Origin of the sequence: Streptomyces sp. WI03-4A (genome assembly GCF_033792105.1) — a bacterium.
Taxonomy (GTDB): domain Bacteria; phylum Actinomycetota; class Actinomycetes; order Streptomycetales; family Streptomycetaceae; genus Streptomyces; species Streptomyces collinus_A.
The window spans coordinates 12,223-35,614 of record NZ_JARAUO010000065.1; the positions used below are offsets into that span (position 1 = coordinate 12,223).

Here is a 23,392-nt window from a genome sequence, read left to right on the forward strand (position 1 = left end):
GGGCACACTAATGGGACCGATTGAGCCGTTGACATGCCTATTTGCCAGGCAGACTGCCACGCCCTAATAGACGGCGCTCCCTAAGCCAGGAATGCAGAAAGGAAGGCATGGGCTTACGATGGGTCCATCGCACAAAGAGCGGGATCGGGAAATCGCTAGCCAACTCCGCCGGGAAGCCAACCAGGCTGAACCAATCGAGTCGGAACTAACTACAAACGACCGCGTTATTGCTCGCGTCACGGACGGAATCTACCGTCAACCTGGCTCGGCCCTCAGGGAACTAATCGCAAATGCGTATGACGCAGATGCGACATGGGTGTCAGTTAAGACCGATGCACCAAATTTCAGCCGCATCACCGTCGAAGACGACGGCACCGGAATGACGCCAGAGGCAGTTATTCACCTGCTCCACAATATCGGCGGAAGCGCCAAAAGGACCGAGGAAGGTCAGGAGCTTGGTATTGCCTCAGCGTCCGATCCAAATACAAGCCCCGGCGGCCGTAAGCTAATCGGTAAGCTTGGAATCGGCATATTTTCCGTGTCGCAGCTTACTCACAGTTTTCAAATTATCACGAAAACCGCAGGTGATCCATATCGCACGGTCGTGCTGGTCAACTTGCGCCAGTTCGCTGATGGTCCGGCTGAGAGCGATTCAGGGGAATATAAAGCAGGGCACTACCAGGTTTGGATGGAGCCGGCTGAAGATACCGAGGCGCACGGCACCACGATTGTCCTGACAGCTATACGCCCCCAGACTAGGGACACATTGCGCAGCGAGCAATCATGGGGCGCTCTCAGCAATCCACTGAGCGAGGGGGCGGAAGCAAAGAGCCGCACCACCATTCCCACCTACCATATCGGCCATCTCGATCCCCAGGGTCTTCGGCTCGAAGAAGACCCTAGAAACCAGCTGGAGTTTCTCAGTCTCCCATGGAATGAACTAGACAATCCGCAAGAAGCATTCTCTAAGATGGTGAACAGCGTTTGGTCATTCGTGCGAGGCCGTACCGCTGTGAAGTTGACCGAAATCTTTGACACATACTTGCAAATGCTTTGGAGCCTCGCTCTCGCATTGCCACTCCCGTATTTTGAACGAAGCGTCCTTGATGAAAGTGTCGCCGATGACTGGGCGTACTTTTATAAACTCGCGAACGACCCTAGAGGTACGGCTCAACAACTCCAAAGCGATGATCCCGACATCACTGTGCGAGAACTTGCCGGTCTTCCGCCGACCGAGGCCGACTGTACCGATTTCACGATCCTTGTAGACGGAGTTCAGCTAAGTCGACCACTAAAATACCGGGGCCTTCCGACAACGCAACATGCGCTAAAGAAGCCGATGGTATTCGTTGGATCGATGCGGCAGGAATTTAAGGGATTCGATCGTGACGTTAGTGCTGGGCCTCTCGAATTTGAGGCGTATCTCTTCTGGACACCCAAGGTAGCACCTACCGAGCATCAGGGTGTCCTCGTTCGAATCCACGGGGCTAGCGGTACTCTTTTTGATTCGACCTTCCTCAACTATCAAGTCTCAGAGCTGACTCGATTGCGACAAATCACGTGCGAAATCTTCGTAAAGGAGGGACTCGAAGCCGCTCTCAACATTGACCGTGAGAGCTTTAATACGGCTCACCCGCACACGGTCATCCTTACGCGGTGGCTTCACAACGCATTGCGTCAACTAGCGACAGCGCAAAAACGCCAAGCACAACAGCTCCGTGCGGCAGCCCGAAGTTCTGCCACGCGTGAGTCGGAAGACCGCATCAGCAGTATCGTCGAGTCTGCGAATTCGCTTCGAACCGACGGCGAAGGAGTAATCCCAGACATTCGCTTCATGGGTGGTAACCAGACACTCAGGCCAGCAAGTGATGGAATCACCCAGTCCTTCGACCTCGACCGAATCATCGAAGAGATCCCGCATCGGCCTCCGACACCACCAAGTCGCGGTGCTGTACGCAAACTCGAAGCGATTACGAAAGTCTTGTCCGTTTATGGGGTTCTTGAGCAGCTAGCCCCGAAGGAGCAGGAAAACCTGCTTGGGTCCATCCTCGGCATCATGGAAGCTGATAACCTTGGCTGAAGAAGTGACAGGCGCTGATGATTCGGATGACCTCCGAGCTTTGCTTGGCGGAGGACCAGTGCCTTTTCCGAAGAGGAAGGAACGCAAGTTCCAGCCTTGGCATCGGCCGCGTAAGCAGTACGTGCGAAGAGCTCAATGGTGCCGTGAAATCAGTAACCTTGCCCGTGACCTGAAACGCACTAAGGGTGAGCTCAGCGAAATCCGCTACTTGACATTGCCGGGCAATGACTTGCTCGATATCCGCCAGATAGCAGAAACAATCTGCGCACCCCAACAGATCGAACTACGGTACCTCGGGTTTAATTCCGCCGCTATCCCAACAGCAGAGGATCAGCCCGAACTGGATGGCGCACAGTTTTCCATCAACCGAATGGATTGGATCCAGCGCCAGTCGGAAGTTTTCGCTGGGGACTTCCGCCGAGTGGCAGACACCCGATCCGTCCCTTACCAGCGGATGAAGCGAGACGCGCCGTTTCATGCGATCAACATTGACTTGTGTGGTGGATTCGCGGGTCGTGAGAAGGATCAAGGCGTACCAAACTACTTCACAGCCCTGCGAGCGATACTTCACAATCAAGCACGCTTCGATGAGCCCTTCCTTCTCTTCATCACGACACGAATGGACGATGACAATGTCGCCGAAGAAGTGAAGGAGACGTTGCTCCGATTGGCGCAAGAGATCCATGATACGTGCCTAGGGTATTCTGCTGCGTTCGCCGATGCCTGGGGCGTGCAAGAAGGCGATGCGCCTGTTCTGGTGCCTCAAGTTGTTGACACGAGCGAGGCCTTCATGCTGGGCCTAACTCAATGGATAATCTCTAATGCAATTTCTTTCGAATTGAAAGCCTCAGTGCGGAGCTTTATGACATACCGTACTGGGCTTGGTGTTGGTGAAGACGATATTGTATCGCTGGCAATTCGACTCAAAAGAGAAGTCGTCCTGCCTCCGGATCCACACGAGCTTGGACAACCCTTCAACGCATCACCATCGCAGGCCGAGAGGCAGTGTGAGCAATCGGCCATCGTTCCTGAGCGAGTCAGCAAACGTACTCGCGTGGACGCACTACTCCGAACCCAGGCCGAAGAGTTCGAGCGATGCATAGGCGAGTCTTCCGCACTCCTGGGATCGGCTGGATACGACCCAGTTGAGTATCGAACATGGGCCATCCAGCAAGAGGGCCTTGACGCGACTTCGTAGCATGAGGAACCGCGGCTACCGAAGTGATCTTGGGATCTTGCTCGCAGTCGTCATCCCCAGTGCCGCTGTCCGTCGTGATCGAAGGCACACGGGACGTCCGGGGTACTTCACAACAGAGCACAGATGCGAGATTCCCTAGTCGAAGATCCACTAAGCCGGCAATAATCTCCTACATGTCGACGGATTCCAACCAACGTGATGAGTCGAGAGCTCCCGACGGAACCCCGTGGTGGGAGCTCTCGATCCGGCCAGGCACAAAGAAGCAGCGGTTTGGCCAAGAGTGCCGATTGGCGGCCTGGCTCTGGTTCAAGAAGGACGTGGGCGACACGTTCACGATGCGGGAGCTACGCGCCGCTCTTGGACCTGACATAGCCGAAAGCTCGGAGCACCTGAACCGGAGACTGCGCGAACTGCGGAAATGCGACTGGGGCATCCCCTCGCAGCGAAACGACGCTAGCCTCGCCCACGACGAGTACCGCCTGGAGGTCAAGGGGGGAAGGTTGTGGATCGACAGCGAGCGGGCCAAGTATGAGAAGTTCGCTCCAAGTGCTCGGGTTCGCAGGTTCGTGATGGAGCGTGACGGCTCCCGCTGCAGGATCTGCGGAGCGGGCGTTGACGAGGAGTACCCCGGGGAGCCTGGGACGAAGGTCAGACTCACCATCGGCCATCTAGTACCGCAGGAGCGGCTTAAGTCCCGCGGCGCTCGGGATGACATCGACAACTGGCGAGTTGAGTGTTCCCGCTGCAACGAGACTGTTCGGGATGAAATGCCCGATCCCGAACAGTACGACGAAGTCCTTGCCGGGTTGAAGCGGCTCACCAGCAAGGAGGCGGGCGAGCTCTTTAACTGGCTACGGAAAGGTGAACGCCCCCGGTCAAGGGTGGACCAGGCCTACGACCGTGCGCGGAAGCTGTCCCACGGTGACCGGGCGGCGCTAATCGATCACCTCGCCAAGCGCCTTGGGGTAACTAGCTGATACGAGAACGCGATTCAGCGAAGCGTACGTGCCGCTCGTGGTCTTCCTGCCCTATGAAACCCTTGAAGCCCGCGAGCCGGTACGCACGACCGCCAAGCTGGTCGTCTTCGTCGATCACGAAGTCCCTAGCAAGCATGGCCATACGGCGCTCGAAGGCCGGGGAATCAATCTTCTCTCCGGCCAGCTTCACCAGCTCCTTCTCCGTGAGTGGAGCTGAGGCATTCTTCAAGGCCAGGTAGAGCCTGTCGTGCATGACTTCGTCCTCTACCTCTGAAATATCCTTCGGCTGACCCTTTCGGTTCAACGCGTCGGCAATCGAGGTAGCAACCGCCTTAGCTACTGGCGGAGGGAAGGCATTGCCAATCTGCCTATACCTCGTCGTCTTCCGTCCCGTGAATTCCCAGGCATACTCCGGTTCCTCACCCCAACCCTGGATACGTGCAACCATTTCTGTCGTGAGCTTGGGAATGAAGTCAACAGGGTGCGACTCGTTCGGCGGCTCGTCGGAGACGCCCATCGCGTCCACGTGGAGGGCGCGCCAGGCAGCCTTAGCGCGAGTCGGTCCGAGATCCGCTCCGCCATGTTTCTTGGAGCCGCCCACGATGGTAGGGGCAATTCCCTTCGCCTTGTCCCTCCACCTTTCAGCGCCCGGCCAGTCCTTTGCCTTCATGAGATCAAATAGTGCTGTTCCTACCGTGCCGTCGTAGGGCGTCTCTTCAGGCCACTCGAACCACGGAGCATCTTCGTTGCGCAGCGCAACCAGGACGAAACGGGGGCGCAGTTGCGGTACGCCGTAGTCACTAGCGTGCAGCAGCTTCCAGTCGGACCAGTAACCAAGTTCCTTCAGCCGGTCCTTCACGTGCTGGCGGTACGCGGAGAAGCGTGGCATTGAGAGCCCTCGCACGTTCTCCAAGAGGACAGCCCTCGGCTGCATCCTTCCGGCAAGTTCGACGGCCCAGGCGAAAAGGTCACGCTCGTCTGTGGCACCAAGCTGCTTGCCAGCGATGGAGAACGGAGGGCAAGGGACCCCGCCCGCGAGCAGGTCGATGTCGGAAAACTTCTTGGGGTTCCAGACCCCCTCGTCAGCCACGTCCCCGTGCCGCACGTCCCAGTCCGGGCGGTTCTTCTTGAGCGTGTTCACTGCGTTCTCATCGAGCTCGACGGCGAGCGCATGCTCGAACCCTGCAAGCTCCAGGCCGAGCGACTGGCCGCCAGCGCCCGCGCAGATCTCCACGGCCGTCAGATCAGCCACGCTCGTACCTCCAGGTCGTGATTGCACAGGTCTACCATCCTGACGCATCAAACACCGAGGGTCTGACAGTGTTGGCTACGGTGTAAGCGATGGCCCTCAACAGTGACCCCGCAACGTCGACGCCGCCGACTCCCGGCCGCTCGCGCAACATGGCCGCGATCAAGCGGCGGGACACCAAGCCGGAGCGAACTATCCGCTCCCTGCTTCACGCTGCGGGGAAGCGGTACCGCGTGGATGTCCGCCTGCTGCTGGAGGGTGCGCGGCCGCGGCCAGACATCGTCTTCACCCGCGCCCAGGTGGCGGTCTTCGTGGATGGGTGCTTCTGGCACTGCTGCCCCGAGCATGGTCGGCAGCCTGGTGTGAACGGCGGCTACTGGGGGCCGAAGCTAGAGCGCAACGTGGCGCGGGACAGGGCCGCCGATGAGGCCCTGACAGCCGCAGGGTGGGCGGTTGTCCGCGTGTGGGAGCACGAGGCTCCAGAGGAAGCCGTGGAGCGCATCATCTCGGTTGTCGACGCCGCTGCCCCGGCTAGTCGAGGCGCCCGAACTCGATGAGGTCCTGTACCGCGTCCTCTTCCCTGCGCAGAACTATCCGGCCGTCACCATTGCTGTAGGCCAGCACGGAGCTCCCGGGCGATAGCCCTGCCTCGGCGAGTACCCCGAGGGGAAGAGCGACCGAGCCGTCTTCTGCGATCGTCAGCTGGATAGGTTCCCTGAGCATGGAACAGAGCCTCCTATGCCCCGGCCGCCGTCGCAAACAGCAGGTGGCAGCGCAGGTCAGGAGTGCAGGTCGGTTGTGATCAGTTTTCCTCGGCCGTACGAAGCAGGTCCCGGCCCTGGTCTCAGTTCTGGTCTCATTCGCAGGCGTACCGCCCCGTCCAGACGAGTACGGGGGCAGATCGAGCTTCAGGACGACGAGCCCACGTAGACGCAGGTGAACGGCTCCGTACGCCACTCTGAGGGAGACGAGCACACTTGGAAAGCGTGTTGGGGGCAACCCCTCACGAGTTCGAATCTCGTATCCTCCGCCAGTGCCTCACCGGGCACGATGTCGAAGGGCCCCACCGTTCGCGGTGGGGCCCTTCGACGTTCTCCGTCTCGGTTTCCGTCTCAGTCGGTTTTTCCTCGGACCCGGGCAGCTCCCAAAGCGCCTCACCGACCTGCTGGGGGACTCTGCGGAGCATGATCCCCGTCACATGCATGCAGCGAGCGCGCATCCGGGCCGCTCCCCCGGGCTCCCAACCCGTGGAGACGGCCGTCCCGCACACCGGCGTCCCGAAGCAGGCGCTTCCAGACGTGGAAGTCAGTGTTGGGGCTCAGCGGCCCGCCGGTCGGCGAGGCGAAGACGTGGCCCTTGCCCTCCCAGTCGACGCCAGCCGCGATCCGCTCCAGCTCCTGAGCTTCCTGGTGCCGGCGCAGAATCTTGATCAGCGGGTCGGGCAGGCCGATGGTGCGCCGCCCGGCTCGCGGCTTGGTGCGCTCCGCTCACCGCGCGCGGCCCGGGCCCCCGGCCGGGCCTGCGCTCCTGCCTTCGCCCCGCTCCAGCCCGGCCGGCGACCTCGTCCCTTGGCGACCACTAGGAGCTGCCGCTCGGTTTTGGCTGCTGGGATGGCATCTCGGGGAAGCTCTTGGTGAGGTTGGTGGGCAGTTCGAGGAACGCCTTGCCGATGATCGGGCCGGTGAGGGAGTCTTTGCGGATCCAAGAGGCTCCCTCGTAGAGGGTGATGCCGCTGGTGCCATAGGGCTTGTAGCCGAGCGGCATCTCGTAGGACTCGAAGATCGGGGTGTAGTACCACGTCCCGTAGGGTGTGGACAGACGCGCATACACGGGGTAGTTACGTCCGGAGACCGGTGACTTCCAGGTCTGCAGCGGGACCCACTGGACCGCCTCTCCGAACCCGTACTCGGGGTTGGCGTTCGGGGTTCCGTGCATGTAGCGGCCGATGTTCAACAACGGCTTGTTCTGCTGGTCGTACCACTGGCGGAACGTGAAGATCGAGCCGTCGTTGAACTGGATCGCCGACCACACGTAGGCCGTGCCCCACGGCTGTTTCGAAATCCCGAAGTTGCCCCACTGGTGCTCCATCCACAGCGATCCGGTGAGGTGCCGTGTCTGGTCGCCGATAGTGACGGTTCCGGTGACGTTCTGCTTGGGAGCGCCGTAGTAGTAGGACAGCGACCGCATCGTCTGCGGGTCGGCCTTGCCCTGCCAAGGCGTGTTCTCGTTCTCGACGCCGAAGGGCGTCATGGGTGTGTAGCCGTAGGGGCTCTGCGTCTTGGTCTCCAGGTCCATGGTGATGGGCTGCTTGACGTTCTTGGCCTGACTCTTGAAGTGCAGGTTCCAGGTGTCGGGGGAGGCGCGGTAGACGGTCGTGAAGGTCGTACCGCTCTGCGAGACGCTGTACTGGAAGTCGTCGCGGGAGGTGGACTGTGGCGGAGCGATGGCCGTCAGCGGCGCGGTCAGGGTGTCGGCCGTCCACACGAAGTCGTGCGTCTTGAGGTTGCCCAGCGAGAAGTACGGGCGGTACTGGTACTTGCCGGGCGAGACACCCTCGTGAAAGACGTTGTAGAAAAGCCCGAAATCTTCGCCGGTGTCCTTGTCGGTGACGTACCCGGTCCAGTAGTGCCACTCCTCCAGCTCGCCGGTGTCGTAGAACGGGCCACCGTGCCACTTGTGGTCCTGCGGGAGGGTGTAGAGGGCCTGGGCCGATTTGGTGGCGATCCGGTCGCTGGACGCATGCGACGACGCCCCGGTGGACTGACCGCTGGCCTCGCCCTCCGCCATGACGGAGCTGCACCCTGCCAATGGCGCGGCGGCCGCAACCGCCAGTCCCGAGAACAGGACGCGACGCCGACTGGGGGCCGCACCGGTGGCGTCGCCCATAGCGGGCTCGCCTTCCGGGGCGCTGTGGGCCGACGGCGTCTCCCCGCTCGCGTTCATGCGCTGTCCCTCCGGCCACCATGCCAGTCACCGAAGGTGACCAGGCATTACCGTGTGTGATGTATGCCGTGACTGTATGACGGTGGTGCGTTCACGGCATCTCGAACAGGCGCCCCGATCGGCAGCCCGGGCAGACAGCCAGCCCGTCTCAGTTTCCGTCTCATTCGACGACGGCCATCGGCGTTCATCGGGGACTGGAAGCCCAGCACGGATGAACGCCCGTACAGGCGTGAACGCAGGTGAACGGCCCCGCCATGACTCCCGTCACACCTCGCGGTGTTATCAAGGACGTATGGAGGAATTTTCCGGGCGCCCCGGCGGCCCGGAGCGTCGTCCGCCCGCGGGAAGCCGGCCGCGGAGCCAGTCGCCGGGCCGTGCCTCCCTGCTGGATCTGCACAGCGCCGCGGGCCAGGTGTTCCTCCTCCAGGTCGTCGTCGTGGTGCTGCTGGTCCTGGGGGCGGTGGCGGCCATGGTGCTGCAGGCGGCGTCCGACGCGCTGCAGCAGGGACGGCGGGAGTCGGTCGTCGCGGCCCAGACCTTCGCCAGCTCCCCCGGGGTGGCCGACGCCCTGCGGAGCCCGGACCCGACGGCGGTGCTGCAGCCGCGGGCCGAGGCGGCGCGCAAACGCGCGGGGGTGGACTTCGTCGTCGCCATGAACCCGGAGGGGATCCGCTACACGTACCCCTATCCGCGGGAGATCGGTAAGAAGTTCGTCGGAAACATCGGTCCCGCGCTGCACGGCCGGACCGTGATCGAGCAGGCCGGCGGGCCGCCGCTGCCCGCGGGCCGCGGGACCGCCGTGCAGGCCGTGGTCCCGGTGTACGGCCCGCACGACAAGGTCGTCGGACTGGTCTCCGCCGGCATCACGGTCCGCAACGTGTCGGAGCTGTGGATACCGCAGCTGCCGATCATCCTGGGGTGCGGCGCGGCCGCGCTGATCCTCGCCACGGCGGGCACCAGGCTGGTCTCCCGGCGGCTGCGGCGGCAGACCCGCGGCCTCGCCCCGACGGAGCTGGCGCAGCTCTACGAGCACCACGAGGCGGTTTTGCACGCCGTCCGGGAGGGCGTGCTGATCACCGACCCCGAGGGGCGGCTGCTGCTGGCCAACGACGAGGCTACGCGGCTGCTCTCGCTGCCCGCCGACGTGGTGGGGCGGCCGGTGGCTCAGGCGGGACTGCCCGAGCCGGTCCTGCGCCTGCTGGCGTCGCCGGAACCGGCCAGCGACGAGGTGCACCTCGCCGGTGACCGGCTGCTGATGGTGAACAAGCGGCCGACGTACCCGCGGGGCGGCCCGGGCGGCAGCGTCGTGACCCTGCGGGACTCCACCGAGCTGGCGGTGGTCTCCGGGCGGGCCGACGTCGCCCGGGACCGACTGAAGCTGCTGTACGAGGCCGGGACGGGGATCGGGACGACGCTCGACGTGGGGCGCACCGCCCAGGAGCTGACCGACGTGGCGGCACCGCAGTTCGCCGACCTGGTGACGGTGGACCTGCTCGACGCGGTGCTGCGGGGCTGGGAGCCGACCGCGGAGGGCTGGCGGCATCTGCGCCGGGCGGCGATCGGCGGCGAGCAGGGGGGCGTGCCGACGTACCCGGTGGGCGAGGTCATCACGTTCGCCCCGGGCGCCCCGCAGATGCGGACGCTGCGGGACGCCCGGGGCGTGCTGGAGACGGATCTGCGGGAGGCGCCCGGCTGGCGGGAGCAGGACCCGGAGCGCGCCCGCGGGGCCCTGGCGGGCGGACTGCGCTCGCTGGTGACCGTGCCGCTGCGGGCGCGTGACGTGCCGCTGGGCGTGGCGAGCTTCTACCGGAGGGCGGACTCCCCGCCCTTCGAGCCGGAGGACCTCGCCTTCGCCGAGGAACTGGCCGCGCGGGCGGCGGTGGCGCTCGACAACGCCCGCAGGTTCACCCGCGAGCACGCGATGGCGGTGACGCTCCAGCGCAGCCTGCTGCCGCGCGGCCAGCCGGAGCAGGACGCGCTCGAGGTGGCCTGGCGGTACCTGCCCGCCGAGGCGGGGGTGGGCGGGGACTGGTTCGACGTCATCCCGCTGCCGGGCGCCCGGGTGGCGCTGGTGATGGGCGACGTCGTCGGGCACGGGCTGCACGCGGCGGCGACGATGGGCAGGCTGCGCACCGCGGTGCACAACTTCTCCACCCTCGACCTGCCCGTGGACGAGGTGCTGGGCAATCTGGACGACCTGGTCGTCCGCATGGACAACGAGGAGAACACCGGGGACGCCGCCGCGGACCACGAGGGCGTGGGGGTGACCGGGGCGACCTGTCTGTACGCCGTCTACGACCCGGTGACGGGCGTCTGCACGATGGCCCGCGCCGGGCACCCCGAACCGGTGGTGGTGAGCCCGGACGGGACGGTGAGCTGCCCCGGCGTGCCCGCCTCGGCGCCGCTCGGGCTGGGCGGCTACCCCTTCGAGACCGCCGAAGTGCGCCTGCCGGCGGGCTCCCAGCTGGTGCTGTACACCGACGGGCTGGTGGAGAACCGCGCTCACGGGATCGACTACGGGATGAAGCGGCTGCGCCGGGCGCTCGAGGGGTCGGGCGACCGCACGCCGGAGGAGACGTGCCAGGCGGTGATCGACACCCTGGAGCCCTCGCCCTCCCTGGACGACATCGCCCTGCTGACGGCGCGCACCCGGGTGTTCCCGCCCTCCCGCGTGGCCGAGTGGGCCGTACCGCCGGACCCGGCGCTGGTGCCGACCGTGCGGGCGCACTGCCGGCGGACGCTGCGCGAGTGGGGTCTGGAGGAGACCGGGTTCACCACGGAGCTGATCCTCAGCGAACTGGTCACCAACGCGATCCGGTACGGCTCGCCGCCGGTCGGTGTACGGCTGCTGCGCGGCCGCTGCCTGATCTGCGAGGTGTCGGACGGCAGCGGCACCTCACCGCGCCTGCGGCGGGCGGCGACCACGGACGAGGGCGGCCGGGGGCTGTTCCTGGTGGCGCAGTTCGCCCAGCGGTGGGGGACGCGGTACACGCCCCGCGGCAAGGTCATCTGGGCGGAGCAGACGCTGCAGGACGGCGCGCCCGTCGGCCAGGGCACCCCGCCGGTCGACTTCCTGCTGGAGCAGTTCGACGACTTCGAGCCGTGAGCCGGGCCCGGGCGTGATCCCGTGCGCCCGGGCCCGGCCGTTCGCCGGCGGGTCCGCCGGCGGAACGGGCCCGGGCCGCGCGGGGCCGGCGCTCAGCGGCCCGGGTCCTCCTCGGGATCGGCCCGGGCCGCCCGCTCGAAGTCCCGCCATGCCTGCCGCTGGATCTCCTCGGGGTCCGCGAGCAGCTCTTCCAGGGGGTGCGCTGCCCCCGAAGGGGGAGGGGGCAGCGCCGTGAGTTTCGCGTAGAGGTACGCGCAGGCCTCCGCCTCGGTACCGAAACGCCGTGTCGCACCGTCCTGGGAGCGTTGCCGTACGCCCACGGTCCAGGCGCCCGCCTCGTGGCGCATGACGTAGTGGGCGTCCGGCCGCATGGGCACCTCGTGGACGCCGGTGATCTCGTAGTAGGCCTCGGGGACGCCGGCCTCGCGGAGTCGTGAGACGAGTTCCGCGCTGTCCATGGCCTCGCCGTCCTCGCTGTCGTCGCCGCCCCGGCCGTCCTCGGCTCGCGGGGGTCAGGCCACCGGCACCGCGTCCAGGTGGTGCGAGGCGACGAGGTCGGCGACCGAGGGGGTCGTCACGTACTGCAGGCCGAGGCCGGGCTGGCCGAACCAGGGCCTGATCGGTCCCGCGCGGACGCTGAACGGCTCGCGCACCCGGTAGAGGTGGTAGCTGAACGGATACTGCTCGACGTAGCTGTCGAGGTTGCTCGGCGGGATCGCGCGCTGGGCGTAGGGCGTGCCCGCCGGGGCGAGGAAGTTGCCGAAGCCGCTGCCGAAGAGGTCGACCAGCTGGCCCTTGCGCAGCGTCACGGTGCGCTCGAGGGGCTTGCCGTCGCGCAGCACGAAGCCGTCGTGGTCCGGGTACCACCAGCCCGACTTGCCGGTCCTGGGGTCGGTCTGCCAGTAGCAGCCGAGGAACCAGTAGGGCGAGACGGAGTCCGTGCGGTGGTAGCCCCGCAGCATCTTGCCGAGCGCGCCCGTGCGGGGCAGTTGCCGGGGACCGAGCCGCCAGTCATCCAGGAAGTACGGCTGGAGGGCGGTCGAGGGCGGGCTGTTGGTCCCGCGGCCGCGGTCCGCGGTCGGGCAGTGCGCACCGCGCACCGCGGGGTGCCGGTCGGCCTGGGCCGTGGCCGGCGCGATGCCGGCCATGAGGAGGAGCGAGGCGAGGACGCTCCCCACGAGGGCGCGCAGTACGCGCATCCGGGGTCCCTTCTCTTCCGGCACCGACCAGGCGCCGTACGGGTGGTCGCGCCCAAGTTCACGCGGGGCATATGCCGCGGCGCGGGAGGCGGCCCGCGAAGTCACCCGAAACGACGACCGGATTCCCCGGACGGCGGACACCGGTCCCGGGCCCGGCGCCGACGTAGCATGACGCGCGTGGAGCTGCGCCAACTTCGCTACTTCGTCGCGGTGGCCGAGGAACTCAACTTCGGCCGGGCCGCCGAACGGCTCCTGATCGCCGGGCCGTCTCTGTCCCAGCAGATCAAGGCGCTCGAACGCGACCTGGGGGTACGCCTGTTCGACCGCGACCGCCGCTCCGTGTCGCTCACCGCGGCCGGTGCCGACCTGCTCCCGATGAGCCGCGCCCTGCTCGAACAGGCCGAGGGACTGCGGCGGCGGGCGCGCCGTCTGTCGGGTGCGGACCCGGTCCGGCTCGGCTACGTCAACTGGCTCCCCGCGGACCTGGCCGCCCGGACGTCCGCCGTGGCCCGGGTCGACGTCGACGCGTGGGTCGCGCCTTCGCACACCCAGGCGGCCCGGGTCGCCGACGGCGGCCTGGACCTCGCGGTGTGCTGGGTGCGCACCGAGGACCTGGGGCGGCTCGGGCTGAGCGCCCGGCTGCTCGGCGCCGACCGGCTCCACGCCGTGGCCACCGGCCCGGGCACGGGCGAGGTGGCCGCCCGCGACACCGTCGTCCTGGTGGACGACGACGTCACCTCCTGGGCCTCCTGGAACGCCTACGCCCAGGAGCTGGCGCGTGCCACCGGTGCCCGTGTCGAGCGCGTCCGTGACGGCGGCGTCACCGGGCCCGCCTTCTTCGACCACGTGCGCCGCTCGGGCCGGCCGGTCGTCAACTCGCCCAAGGGACAGACCACCCCGCTGCCCGCCGACCTCGTGCGCCGGCCGGTCGTCGCGCCGCGGGCGCACTGGACCTGGTCGCTGGTCCGGCGGCGTGACGAGGACCGCGAGGCGGTCCTGGCCGTCGTGGACGCCCTCTGCGACGGCGTGGACGACCTGGGCCTGCACGCCCCGGACGTGTGGCTGCCCGGGGACGACCCGTACCGGATCTAGGCGCTGACGTGCGCTGCGAGGCGCGGGCTCCCAACTGGGAGGAAGCCGGTCCCGGCGAAGGCGCCCCAGGTCTTTGACTTGGTCCCGGGAGCCGCCTAACTTCCGAATAGTCGACCGGTCGGCTAGTGAGATCGGCAGGCCGACCTCCCTCCCGGGCCGCCCGTCCGGGAGATCCGCACCGTCCCGCAGGGAGAAGTCACCCCATGAACACTCACAGCCGCAAGGTCGCCGTGATCACCGGCGCCTCGCAGGGCATCGGCGCCGGCCTCGTCGAGGCCTACCGCAAGCTGGGCCACGCCGTCGTCGCCACCTCGCGCACCATCGCCCCCTCGGACGACGCGGACCTGCTGACCGTCCAGGGCGACATCGCCGACCCCGCCACCGCCGAGCGGGTCGTCGCCGCCGCCGTGGAACGGTTCGGCCGCGTCGACACGCTGGTCAACAACGCGGGGATCTTCGTCGCCAAGCCGTTCACCGAGTACACCGCGGACGACTACGCCGCCGTGACCGGGGTGAACCTCGCCGGGTTCTTCCGCATCACCCAGCTGGCCGTCGAGCGGATGCTCGTCCAGGGCGGCGGCCACATCGTCAACATCACCACCAGCCTGGTCGACAGCGCCGACTCACGGGTCCCGTCCGTCCTGGCCTCGCTGACCAAGGGCGGCCTGCAGTCCGCCACGAAGTCGCTGGCCATCGAGTACGCCACGCGCGGCATCCGGGCCAACGCGGTGTCGCCGGGCACCATCAAGACGCCCATGCACCCGCAGGAGACGCACGCGGCCCTCGCCGCCCTGCACCCGGTCGGGCGGATGGGCGAGCAGAGCGACGTCGTGGACGCGGTGCTCTACTTGGAGAACGCTCCGTTCGTCACCGGCGAGATCCTCCACGTCGACGGCGGCATGAGCGCGGGCCACTGAAGGGACACCCTGATGAACGGCATGCCGGACACCGAGGCCGTCCTGCGCGGCGTCCTCGACCGGTGGAAGGCGGGCGTCGACGGCCACGAACCGCAGCGGGTGGCCGCGCTGTTCACCGAGGACGCCACCTTCCAGGGGCTGCACCCCTACAGCGTCGGCAGGCAGGGCGTCGCCGACTACTACGCGTCGCAGCCGCCCGGACTGACGGCCGCGTACCGCGTGCTGGAGAGCAGACGCCCCCGCGCGGACGTCGTGCTCGGATACCTGGACGTGGACTTCGGGTTCACCGACCGGCCCACGCTGCACGTCAAGCTCGGCGTGGTGCTGGTGCGGTCCGGGGACGAGTGGCTCATCGGCCACTACCAGGTGTCCCGTCCGGACTAGGGCCTGGCGGCGGGGCCCCGGTCCGCCGCGTCGCGCGGGCGGGCCGCCAGCCGCTCGACCCCGGCGGTGAGGGCGGCCGCCACCGACGGCGGCGGGAGGTCCGGGACCCCCGGGACCTTCCTGGGACGCAGAGTCCGTGCGGCCAGCGGGAGTTCGACCTGGACGCCCGCCTCGGCACCGAGGTTGACGGGGTTGCGCGGATGCAGTCCGCGCAGCCCCTCCGGGATGGCGTCCAGATCGGTGACGGCCTCGAAGTCGGGCGCGTGCACGGTGAGTTCGTGCCCCAGGACGCGGGCCGCCTCGCGGTTGGCGCCGCCCAGGAAGACGGCCCGCGGTGTCTCGCGCCGCAGGTGGCCGTGGAGGGACACCACCACCGTCACGGAGGCGAGGAACTCCCGCAGGGCGGCGCAGTGGTCCACCGCCATCCGGTGCGAGGGGAGGTGCACCGGGTCGCCGGCCGGCTGGGTGAAGACCAGCGCGCTCGCCCCGGTCCGGGCCGCCACCTCCCCGGCCAGCTCCGCCGTGCCGCCCTCCGTGCCCGCGTGCAGGGCCAGCAGCCCGATGCCCGATCCGGCCGTCAGGAAGACGGTGTACTCCGCTCCCTCGATCACCACTCGCTCGCCGCGCGCCATGCTCCCGCCTCTCCCCCGGGTCCGGGTCCGGGGCCGCTACCGCACCACCCGCACGGTCCTCGACACGGTCACCTGGTCCACCTCGGACACCCGCACCATCACCTTCATGGTCCACGTCCCCGGCAGCGGGACGTCGAAGGAGTCGGCCGCCCAGTAGCCGCCGCGGTCGGTGACCCGGGTGTCCAGGGGGCCGATCCGGCGGTCCGCGAGGGTCAGCGTGATCCGCACCTCGGGGACCGCGGACAGGCCGCCGTCGGGGCCGTAGACGACCGCCTGGACGGAGTTCGCGCCGACCCGGCCCGGGTCCAGGGTGACCTGGACCTTGCCGTGGCCGCCGGGGGTGCCGACGTCGAAGGGGATCGTGGTGACGGAGGCGGCCGGAATGCCGGCCACCGCCGTGCCGGAACGCGCCGCCTCGGCCGCGGCCCGGCCCGGCAGCGTGCTCGTCAGCAGGGTCGTCAGGACCAGCACCACGACGCCCACCGCCACCTCGGCGAGCACCGAGCGGCGCAGGCGGTCCGGCGAGGGCCGCGGCGCGGCGGGCGGCTCGGGTTCCGGCGGCGGCGGGGGACCGCCGGCCGGCTGGGGAACCAGCCCGGCGCGCGGGACGGGGGCCGGCTCCGCCAGGCGGGCCGTCCAGCGGCGGGAGCGGGAGGCGACGGCGAGCAGCAGGGTGACCGCCGCGAGTTTCGCCAGCAGGAGGCGGCCGTACGGCGTGCCGGTGAGCGCCGGCCAGGAGCCGAGGCCCCGCCAGGACTGGTACACGCCGGTCGCCACCAGGACCGTCACCGAGGCGAAGGCGAGCCGGGAGAAGCGGGTGGCCACGTGCGGGGTGGTGGCCGCCGGCGCGGGCTCGTCCGGTGCCGTGCGGCGCAGGGTCAGCAGGAGTGCCGTCAGGCCGCCGAGCCAGGCCGCCATCGCCAGCAGGTGGAGGGTGGCCGAGACGATGGCGACGGGGACCTGGAGGCCCGCCGAGGCGTGTTCCGCGGCCGCCCAGGTCAGACACAGGGCGACGGCGAGGACCGCCGCCGCCAGGACGGCCCGGCGGGGGATCGCGTTCCGCCACCGCCGCGCGGACAGCGCGCAGGCCCCCGCGACGGCCAGCAGGAGCAGCCGGGCGACGAGGAGTTCCCCGGGGCGGGTGGCGACCGTGCGGGCGACGGCGGAGAGGCCGAGCCCGGAGGCCGGGCCGGTGCCCTCCTCGTAGGGGGCCCGGAGGAGGAACAGCGCGGCCGTCGCGGCCACCAGGGTCCAGCCGGCGGCCAGGGCCGGGCGGCGCAGGTGGTCCCGCGCCCGCGGCCGGCAGTACGCCACGAACGCGGCCGTGCCCAGGAGCAGGGCCACGGCCAGGTAGGCGACGTAGCGGGCGATGTTGTAGAGGGTGGTGGTCGCCGGGTCCTCGGTGCGCTCCGGCGCCAGGGCGGCGGTGGTGGCCGTGCGCCGGCCCACCGAGAAGGTGAGCGCCCCGGACACCGGGTGGCTGTCCGCCGACACCACCCGCCAGGCCAGCGTGTAGGTGCCGGTGCCGAGCCGGGCGGGCAGGGTGACGCGGGCGATGTCGGAGCGGCCCGGGACGTGGTCCGCCTCGCCGGTGCGCACCCGGTGGTTGCGGGGGTCGTAGACGCGGAAGGAGTCGGTCAGCAGGCCGACCGACTCGGTGAAGGTCAGGGTCACCTGCCGGGGCGCCGACCTGAGGACCGTGCCGTCGGCCGGGTCGGTGCCGCGCAGGGCCGCGTGGGCCGAGGCGGGGGCCGCCGTGCCGAGCAGGGCCAGGAGCAGGCCCGCGCACAGGACGGTCAGCCGCCGTGCCCACCCGTGTCGGTCGCGCACCCGATGCCTCCGTTCGCCGGCCCGCACGTCCTCCGTATACGTACGCAGTGATCGGCCGCCGTGCTCACCGCGGCGGCCGGGCCTTTCCCGGCGCCGCCTCGGCCTGGGCGCGCCTTGATCCGGGCCCGCCTCGGGCCGGGCCTTTCCCGGGTCCGCCCCGGGCCGGGTCCGCCTCAGGCCGGGGCCAACTCAGGCCGGGTCGGACGGGAAGGCCGACTCCCGGGTGAGGAACGCCAGCCGGGCGTGCTTCTCCGGCAGGTACACGTCCGGGAGGTCGACCTCGGGCAGGACGACCTCGGGTCCGGGGGTGAATCCCTGGCGGACGAAGCGGGCGATGGCCCCGGTGTTGCGGACGTCGGGGTCGACGACGATCCGCCGGCGGCCCAGTCCCCGCAGGGCGTACGAGGTGATCGCGCCGAGCAGGGCGGCGGTCCAGCCGGGCTGCCGCCCCGCCGGTCCGGCGGGCGCGAGGAGGAGGTGGACGCCGATGTCGCCGGGGCGCACCTCGTAGCACTCCCCGACCCGGTCGGCGCCGGGCTCGTAGGTCTGGAGCAGGGCGGCCGGCTCGCCGTCCTTGGTGACCAGATGGGCGTGGTGGGTGTCGAGGCCGGCCAGGTGGGCGTAGACCTCCGCCACCTGGTCCCGGGTGAGGCCGGTCATGCCCCAGAACGCGGCGCGCTCCTCGCTCACCCAGGCGTGCACCGTGCCCGCGTCGGCCGCCGGGTCGAGGGGGCGGATCCGGACGGTGCCGTAGCCGTCGACGCGCTGCTCGTGGATGGGGGCGGGGCGGGGTGCCGCGGTCGGGGCGTGCGGGTCAGTCATCGGTCTCCTCGGTGCGTTCGAGCGTCAGCAGGGCCCAGTCGGTGACGACCGGGGCGAGCTCTCCCCCGAGCCACAGGGGGAGCTGGTCGCGGTGGTGGGGTGCGCCCGGGACGCCGTCGGCGCCGAAGGGGACGACCCAGCGGCTGTCCTCGCGGCGGGCCAGGTCCCAGACGTAGCGGGCGGCCGGGCCGCGGGCCGCGAGGTCGGTGAGGCCGGGGACGGCCGAGGTGCACAGCACGCAGTCGTGGTCGCCGGCGAGCCCCGGCTCGTCGTACGGCTCCCCCGGCAGCGCCCGCCAGGGGGCGAGCCGGTGGCCGTCGGACCAGGTGCCGGCGGGCGGTGCGGAGGCGACCTCCTCCACGGCGGCCCGGACGGCGGCGTCGCGGTCGATGCCGTACAGCTCCTCGGCCCGCAGCAGGTGTTCGAGGGCATGGCCGACCCGTGGGACCAGGGCCAGCCAGGGCAGCAGGACCTCGGGGTGGGCGGGCGGTTCGGCCAGGGCGGTGAACACCGGGTGGGCGGCGAGGCGGCGGACGACCGCCGTGCGCACCGCCGCGTAGGCCGCGGCGCCGGTGCTGTCGCCGTCCATGCGGCGGTCCCAGCCGAGCAGCCGGTCGCGCAGCCGGGTCGCTTCCGGGGTGAGTCCGTCCAGGGCGGCGAGCCGGTCGAGGAGGGGGGCGGCGGAGGCGAGGTGGGTGTCGGTGTGGACGGCGGCCATCCCGGCTGCGGTCCAGGTGCCGCGCTCGGTGAGCAGGGCACGGATCCGGTCGGCGCGGTGCGGCGGAGCGAACTCGACGCCGAGGGGGGCCGCCGGGCCGCGCTGGTTGGCCATCACCGCGATGCCGTCGGTGAGACCGGCGTACGGCGTCTCGTGCCAACCCCGCCAGTCGTGGCCGGGCTCCCAGGCGGGGACCGGCTGGACACGGTTGGCCGCCGCCCTGACCGGCACCCGGCCGGCGACCCGGTGCAGGAGGCCGCCCTCGGTGTCGGCGGCCTGGACGACGTTCACCGGCTCGGCCCAGGCGTCGAAGGCGGCGTCGACGTCCTCGACCCGACGGGCCCGCAGCAGCGGCAGGAGCGCACCGAAGCCGAGGTCACCGGTCACCCGGGGCGGGTACCGCAGGGCGAGGGCGGTGGGGAAGCGGTGGTCGGGGGCGGACGGCACCCCAGGAGCGTCCGCGGCCTCGACGGACCATGCGCCGGGCGCGTCGGCGGCCTCGACGGATGGCACCCCGCGCGCATCCGCGGCCTCGGCAGACGTCGCGCCGGGCGCGTCGGCGGTCCCGGCGATCCGGGCCGGGCGGGGCCCCTGCTCGACGGGGGTGGCCGCGACGGATGGCGCCACGGGCGCGGCGGCGACCTCGACGGATGGCGCCCCGCGAGCGACCGCGGCCTCGACGGATGGCGCCCCTGGCGCGTCGGCGACCTCGGCGGATGGCGCCCCGGGCGCGTCGGCGGTCCCGGCGGCCCGGGCCGGGCGGGACCCCTGCTCGACTGGGGCGGCCTCGGCGGACGTTGCCCCTGGCGCGGCGGCGGCCTCGACGGATGGCACCCCGAGAGCGTCCGCGGCCTCGGCGAACCGCGCGCCGGGCACCTCCGCGGCTTCGGCGGGCGCCACCCCGGGCGCGTCGGCGGTCCCGGCGATCCGGGCCGGGCGGGACCCCTGCTCGACGGGGGTGGCCGCGACGGATGGCGCCACGGGCGCGGCGGCGACCTCGACGGATGGCGCCCCGAGAGCGACCGCGGCTTCGGCGGGCGCCACCCCGGGCGCGTCGGCGGTCCCGGCGGCCCGGGCCGGGCGGGACCCCTGCTCGACGGGGGTGGCCGCGACGGATGGCGCCCCTGGCGCGTCGGCGACCTCGGCGGATGGCGCCGCGAGAGCGACCGCGGCTTCGGCGGGCGCCACCCCGGGCACCTCCGCGATCCCGGCGATCCGGGCCGGGCGGGGCGCCTGCTCGACGGGGGCGGCCTCGGCGGATGGCGCCACGGGCGCGTCGGCGGCCTCGACGGATGGCACCCCGAGAGCGTCCGCGGCCTGCTCGACTGGGGCGGCCGCGACGGACGTCGCCCCTGGCGCGTCAGCGGCCTCGACGGATGGCACCCCGAGAGCGTCCGCGGCCTCGGCGAACCGCGCCCCGGGCACCTCCGCGATCCCGGCGGCCCGGGCCGGGCGGGGCATCTGCTCCACGGGGGCGGTCTCGGCTGCCAGGCCCTCCGGGCCGCCGGCGATCACCGGGCCGCGGGCCGTCTCGAGCACCTCGACCTCCAGCGGGCGCTCCCCGGCGATCTCGACCAGTTCGGTGTGCCGGGCGGCGCGGCGCCAGGTTCCGTCCGGGTCGAGGGCCTGGACCCCCGCGCCGGTGCGGCGCAGGCGCTCACGGTAGAGGTCCTGGTAGTCGGCCATGGCGTTGGTGATGGACCAGGCGACCGTGCCGGTGTGGCCGAAGTGGGCGATGCCGGGGACGCCGGGAACGGCGAGGCCCACGACGTCGAACTCTGGGCAGGACAGCCGGATCTGCTGGTAGACGCCCGGGTCCTCGATGAAGCGGTGCGGGTCGCCGGCGAGCAGCGGCAGGCCGCTCTCGGTGCGGTCGCCGGACAGCAGCCAGCCGTTGCTGCCCGCGGTGCCGGGGCCGTCGGTGGCGAAGAGGCCGACCGCCCCGGGACCGAGGTGCCGTACCGCCTGTTCGCGCCAGAGCTTGGCGGGGAAGCCGGCGAAGAGCAGGTGGGTGGCGAGCCACACGCCGAGCGGGGTCCAGGGCTGCCAGGACCCGGGCGCGAGGCCGGTCCGCGCGAACTCCGGGGCGCGCCGGGCGCCGTCCGCCAGGCCCGCGTTGACGCCGTCGACGTACGCACGGACCCACTCCGCGGTCTCGGGGTCGCGGCGCTCCAGGGCGGCGAAGCAGCGCCTGGCGGTGTCGTCGAGGCGGGCCCGGCGGACGAGGACGTCCCAGGAGAGAGCGGGGGCGCCGAGGAAAGCTGCCGAGGTGCCCTGGGCGCGGTGCCGCTCGACCTCGATCTGCCAGGCGCGGTCCAGGGCGGTGACCCGGCCCTGGGCGCCGGCGAGGGCGAGGGCGTCGGGGGCCCGCAGATGGGGGATGCCCCAGGCATCGCGGTAAGTCTCGGTCGTCACCCGGGGACACCCCTCACTCGGCCATGAATTTAGGTTAGCCTTGCCTAAATTAATCTCGGGCATCCTACGCCGGAGACCCGAGCCACGGGAGCCACCCCCCGGCTGCGCCCCCGAGCCCGGCGGGCGATCATCGAGCCATGGACGTCACCCTGCACCTCGCCCAGGACCCCGAAGCCGACGCGCTGCTCGGGCGCAGTCCGCTCGCCGCGCTGACCGGGATGCTGCTGGACCAGCAGATCCCGATGGAGTGGGCGTTCAAGGGCCCGGCGGCCATCGCCGGGCGGCTGGGCGCCGAGGACCTGGACGCGCACGAGATCGCGGTCATGGACCCGGAGGCCTTCGCCGGGCTGCTCTCCGCGAAGCCCGCCGTGCACCGCTACCCGGGCTCGATGGCCAAGCGCATCCAGCAGCTGTGCCAGTACCTGGTCGAGCACTACGACGGGAACGCCGAGCTGGTCTGGAAGGGCGTCGAGGACGGCCCCGAGCTGCTACGGCGGCTCCAGGACCTGCCCGGCTTCGGCAAGCAGAAGGCGCAGATCTTCCTCGCCCTGCTCGGCAAGCAGCTCGGCGTGCGGCCCGAGGGCTGGCGGGAGGCCGCGGGGAGCTACGGCGAGGCGGAGTCCTTCCGGTCCGTCGCCGACATCACCGGACCCGAGTCGCTGGCCAAGGTGCGAGCCCACAAACAGGAGATGAAGGCCGCCGCCAAGGCCGACAAGGCCACCAAGGCCGCGGGTGAGTGACCTCAGCCGCCCGGCCCCGCCCCGCTGGCGGCGCGGGCCGGGCCGGGACCAGCATGGAGCATGACCGAGGCACCCGGCGGCGGCCCCTCCTGGGACCGTGAGTACGACGACCGCACCGTCCACGCGGGCCACGCGCCGCGCGGCCCCCACGAGCCCGAGCCACCCCTCGAAGGCCCCCTGCACGCCCTGTCCCGAGCCGCCTGGCAGCTCGTCCTGGGCACCGGCGTCGTCTCGCTGGTCCTAGGCGTCCTGGTCCTCGTCTGGCCCCGCCAGTCCCTGACGGTGGCGGGGGTCCTGTTCGGCGTGTACCTGCTGGTCAGTGGCGTCTTCCAGCTCGCCGCCGCCTTCGGCATCCACCAGCGGGCCTCGCTGCGCGTGCTGGCCTTCGTCAGCGGCGCGCTGTCGATCCTGCTGGGCCTGTTCTGCTTCCGCGGGCCCATGCAGTCGGTGCTGCTGATCGCCCTGTGGATCGGCATCGGCTGGCTGTTCCGCGGGATCACCCACACCCTGGCCGCCGTCTCCGACCACCGCATGCCCGCCCGGGGCTGGCACATCGCCCTCGGGATCCTCACCTTCGTCGCCGGCATCGTGCTCATCGACGCGCCGTTCCGGTCGGTCGCGGTGCTGACGCTGGTCGCCGGCTGCTGGCTGGTGGTCGTCGGCGTCGTGGAGATCGTGACCGCGCTGCGCATCCGCGCACGCGCCCGGCAGGTCCCGCGCACGGTGTGAGGTCCGGCGCCGGGCCGCGCGGCCGGTGCGAGCCGGGCGCCGGGCCGCACGCACACCACGCGCCCGGCACTGGCCCACCGCAAGCCGTGCACCCGGCGCTGGGCCGAGCGGGCGGATCCGGTGGGCCGCGCGATGCGCCGCGGGTGCCGCGCGGGCACAGACCAGCCGTGAGCGGCACCCCGGGACTCCCCCGCACCCGCACCTGGCTGCGGGTGCTCGTGCTGCTCCTCGCCCTGTGGGTGCCCGGCGCCCACGTGCAGGCCACGACGGCGCCCGTCCCGACCGTGCCGGCCGGGACCGCCGAGCACGACGTCCTCGACTCGCTGCTGCGGCCCCCCGCCCGCGCCCTGCACCAGCCCGC

The 23,392-nt window shown here is 70.4% G+C and carries 19 protein-coding genes; 11 read left to right on the plus strand and 8 right to left on the minus strand.

All coding sequences use genetic code 11. The annotated features are described in order from the left end of the window. The first annotated feature begins 118 nt into the window (after positions 1-118). The 3 genes from PV343_RS38060 to PV343_RS38070 all read left to right on the plus strand — a co-directional run bounded on the left by PV343_RS38060 (position 119) and on the right by PV343_RS38070 (position 4,255). Positions 119-2,080 carry an ATP-binding protein gene (locus PV343_RS38060; protein WP_319151620.1) on the plus strand — a complete coding sequence of 654 codons (1,962 nt, stop codon included), beginning with the start codon at positions 119-121 and terminating at the stop codon, positions 2,078-2,080. Then, positions 2,073-3,278 carry a PP_RS20740 family protein gene (locus PV343_RS38065; protein WP_319151621.1) on the plus strand — a complete coding sequence of 402 codons (1,206 nt, stop codon included), beginning with the start codon at positions 2,073-2,075 and terminating at the stop codon, positions 3,276-3,278. Before PV343_RS38060 ends, PV343_RS38065 begins: the two co-directional genes overlap by 8 nt. Before the next feature lie 173 nt (positions 3,279-3,451). Beyond that, positions 3,452-4,255 carry an HNH endonuclease gene (locus PV343_RS38070; RefSeq protein ID WP_319151622.1) on the plus strand — a complete coding sequence of 268 codons (804 nt, stop codon included), beginning with the start codon at positions 3,452-3,454 and terminating at the stop codon, positions 4,253-4,255. Here the strand turns inward: PV343_RS38070 and PV343_RS38075 are convergent. Further along, complete coding sequence (locus tag PV343_RS38075; protein ID WP_319151623.1) at positions 4,248-5,507, minus strand: DNA cytosine methyltransferase; 1,260 nt, start codon at positions 5,505-5,507, stop codon at positions 4,248-4,250. The two genes, PV343_RS38070 and PV343_RS38075, sit on opposite strands and share 8 nt — an antisense overlap. A gap of 89 nt (positions 5,508-5,596) precedes the next feature. Here PV343_RS38075 and PV343_RS38080 point away from each other — a divergent pair, with 89 nt between their 5' ends. Then, entirely contained in the window at positions 5,597-6,061 is a 465-nt protein-coding gene (locus PV343_RS38080) for a very short patch repair endonuclease (protein WP_319151624.1), read from the plus strand. A 1,021-nt stretch (positions 6,062-7,082) separates the two neighbouring features. Here the strand turns inward: PV343_RS38080 and PV343_RS38090 are convergent. After that, positions 7,083-8,291: a lipocalin-like domain-containing protein gene (locus tag PV343_RS38090; protein ID WP_319151625.1), complete on the minus strand. Its 1,209-nt coding sequence runs from the start codon at positions 8,289-8,291 to the stop codon at positions 7,083-7,085. A 448-nt stretch (positions 8,292-8,739) separates the two neighbouring features. On the opposite strand from PV343_RS38090, the gene PV343_RS38095 reads away from it, so the two are divergent. Further along, entirely contained in the window at positions 8,740-11,553 is a 2,814-nt protein-coding gene (locus tag PV343_RS38095; protein ID WP_319151626.1) for a SpoIIE family protein phosphatase, read from the plus strand. Between the two features lie 92 nt (positions 11,554-11,645). On the opposite strand, the gene PV343_RS38100 is transcribed toward PV343_RS38095, so the two are convergent. Further along, positions 11,646-12,011, minus strand: coding sequence for a hypothetical protein (locus tag PV343_RS38100; RefSeq protein WP_319151627.1), 366 nt, complete (start codon positions 12,009-12,011; stop codon positions 11,646-11,648). Between the two features lie 54 nt (positions 12,012-12,065). After that, positions 12,066-12,752, minus strand: a complete 687-nt coding sequence (locus PV343_RS38105; protein ID WP_319151628.1) for a TNT domain-containing protein — start codon at positions 12,750-12,752, stop codon at positions 12,066-12,068. A gap of 168 nt (positions 12,753-12,920) precedes the next feature. Here PV343_RS38105 and PV343_RS38110 point away from each other — a divergent pair, with 168 nt between their 5' ends. The 3 genes from PV343_RS38110 to PV343_RS38120 all read left to right on the plus strand — a co-directional run bounded on the left by PV343_RS38110 (position 12,921) and on the right by PV343_RS38120 (position 15,145). Continuing rightward, positions 12,921-13,844: a LysR family transcriptional regulator gene (locus tag PV343_RS38110; protein WP_319151629.1), complete on the plus strand. Its 924-nt coding sequence runs from the start codon at positions 12,921-12,923 to the stop codon at positions 13,842-13,844. 203 nt (positions 13,845-14,047) lie between these two features. After that, entirely contained in the window at positions 14,048-14,761 is a 714-nt protein-coding gene (locus tag PV343_RS38115; protein WP_319151630.1) for an SDR family NAD(P)-dependent oxidoreductase, read from the plus strand. 12 nt (positions 14,762-14,773) lie between these two features. Beyond that, the gene (locus tag PV343_RS38120) at positions 14,774-15,145 is read left to right on the plus strand and encodes a hypothetical protein (RefSeq protein ID WP_319151631.1); all 372 of its coding nucleotides are present in this window, start codon (positions 14,774-14,776) and stop codon (positions 15,143-15,145) included. On the opposite strand, the gene PV343_RS38125 is transcribed toward PV343_RS38120, so the two are convergent. The 4 genes from PV343_RS38125 to PV343_RS38140 all read right to left on the minus strand — a co-directional run bounded on the left by PV343_RS38125 (position 15,142) and on the right by PV343_RS38140 (position 21,562). Continuing rightward, positions 15,142-15,777 (minus strand): poly-gamma-glutamate hydrolase family protein, encoded by a 636-nt coding sequence (locus tag PV343_RS38125; RefSeq protein ID WP_319151632.1) that lies wholly within the window; start codon positions 15,775-15,777, stop codon positions 15,142-15,144. The genes PV343_RS38120 and PV343_RS38125 overlap by 4 nt on opposite strands. Before the next feature lie 36 nt (positions 15,778-15,813). Continuing rightward, complete coding sequence (locus PV343_RS38130) at positions 15,814-17,607, minus strand: copper resistance protein CopC (RefSeq protein ID WP_319151633.1); 1,794 nt, start codon at positions 17,605-17,607, stop codon at positions 15,814-15,816. Between the two features lie 189 nt (positions 17,608-17,796). Then, positions 17,797-18,429, minus strand: coding sequence for a GNAT family N-acetyltransferase (locus PV343_RS38135; RefSeq protein ID WP_319151634.1), 633 nt, complete (start codon positions 18,427-18,429; stop codon positions 17,797-17,799). Continuing rightward, positions 18,422-21,562, minus strand: a complete 3,141-nt coding sequence (locus PV343_RS38140) for a penicillin acylase family protein (RefSeq protein ID WP_319151635.1) — start codon at positions 21,560-21,562, stop codon at positions 18,422-18,424. Before PV343_RS38140 ends, PV343_RS38135 begins: the two co-directional genes overlap by 8 nt. A 137-nt stretch (positions 21,563-21,699) precedes the next feature. Here PV343_RS38140 and PV343_RS38145 point away from each other — a divergent pair, with 137 nt between their 5' ends. From PV343_RS38145 to PV343_RS38155, 3 genes are all read left to right on the plus strand, one after another. Continuing rightward, positions 21,700-22,302, plus strand: a complete 603-nt coding sequence (locus PV343_RS38145) for an HhH-GPD-type base excision DNA repair protein (protein WP_319151636.1) — start codon at positions 21,700-21,702, stop codon at positions 22,300-22,302. A gap of 60 nt (positions 22,303-22,362) precedes the next feature. Next, positions 22,363-23,031, plus strand: coding sequence for an HdeD family acid-resistance protein (locus tag PV343_RS38150; RefSeq protein ID WP_319151637.1), 669 nt, complete (start codon positions 22,363-22,365; stop codon positions 23,029-23,031). A gap of 167 nt (positions 23,032-23,198) precedes the next feature. Next, on the plus strand, positions 23,199-23,392 hold a 194-nt coding region (locus PV343_RS38155), incomplete at its 3' end, for a hypothetical protein (protein WP_319151638.1).

Excerpts from the sequence above, each read along its gene's own strand:
- PV343_RS38125 (WP_319151632.1), bottom strand. The coding sequence starts at position 15,777 with ATGGCGCGCGGCGAGCGAGTGGTGATCGAGGGAGCGGAGTACACCGTC.
- PV343_RS38150 (WP_319151637.1), top strand. The coding sequence starts at position 22,363 with ATGACCGAGGCACCCGGCGGCGGCCCCTCCTGGGACCGTGAGTACGAC.
- PV343_RS38090 (WP_319151625.1), bottom strand. The coding sequence starts at position 8,291 with ATGGCGGAGGGCGAGGCCAGCGGTCAGTCCACCGGGGCGTCGTCGCAT.
- PV343_RS38060 (WP_319151620.1), top strand. The coding sequence starts at position 119 with ATGGGTCCATCGCACAAAGAGCGGGATCGGGAAATCGCTAGCCAACTC.
- PV343_RS38070 (WP_319151622.1), top strand. The coding sequence starts at position 3,452 with ATGTCGACGGATTCCAACCAACGTGATGAGTCGAGAGCTCCCGACGGA.
- PV343_RS38120 (WP_319151631.1), top strand. The coding sequence starts at position 14,774 with ATGAACGGCATGCCGGACACCGAGGCCGTCCTGCGCGGCGTCCTCGAC.
- PV343_RS38115 (WP_319151630.1), top strand. The coding sequence starts at position 14,048 with ATGAACACTCACAGCCGCAAGGTCGCCGTGATCACCGGCGCCTCGCAG.
- PV343_RS38080 (WP_319151624.1), top strand. The coding sequence starts at position 5,597 with ATGGCCCTCAACAGTGACCCCGCAACGTCGACGCCGCCGACTCCCGGC.
- PV343_RS38100 (WP_319151627.1), bottom strand. The coding sequence starts at position 12,011 with ATGGACAGCGCGGAACTCGTCTCACGACTCCGCGAGGCCGGCGTCCCC.
- PV343_RS38110 (WP_319151629.1), top strand. The coding sequence starts at position 12,921 with ATGACGCGCGTGGAGCTGCGCCAACTTCGCTACTTCGTCGCGGTGGCC.
- PV343_RS38105 (WP_319151628.1), bottom strand. The coding sequence starts at position 12,752 with ATGCGCGTACTGCGCGCCCTCGTGGGGAGCGTCCTCGCCTCGCTCCTC.
- PV343_RS38145 (WP_319151636.1), top strand. The coding sequence starts at position 21,700 with ATGGACGTCACCCTGCACCTCGCCCAGGACCCCGAAGCCGACGCGCTG.
- PV343_RS38135 (WP_319151634.1), bottom strand. The coding sequence starts at position 18,429 with ATGACTGACCCGCACGCCCCGACCGCGGCACCCCGCCCCGCCCCCATC.
- PV343_RS38095 (WP_319151626.1), top strand. The coding sequence starts at position 8,740 with ATGGAGGAATTTTCCGGGCGCCCCGGCGGCCCGGAGCGTCGTCCGCCC.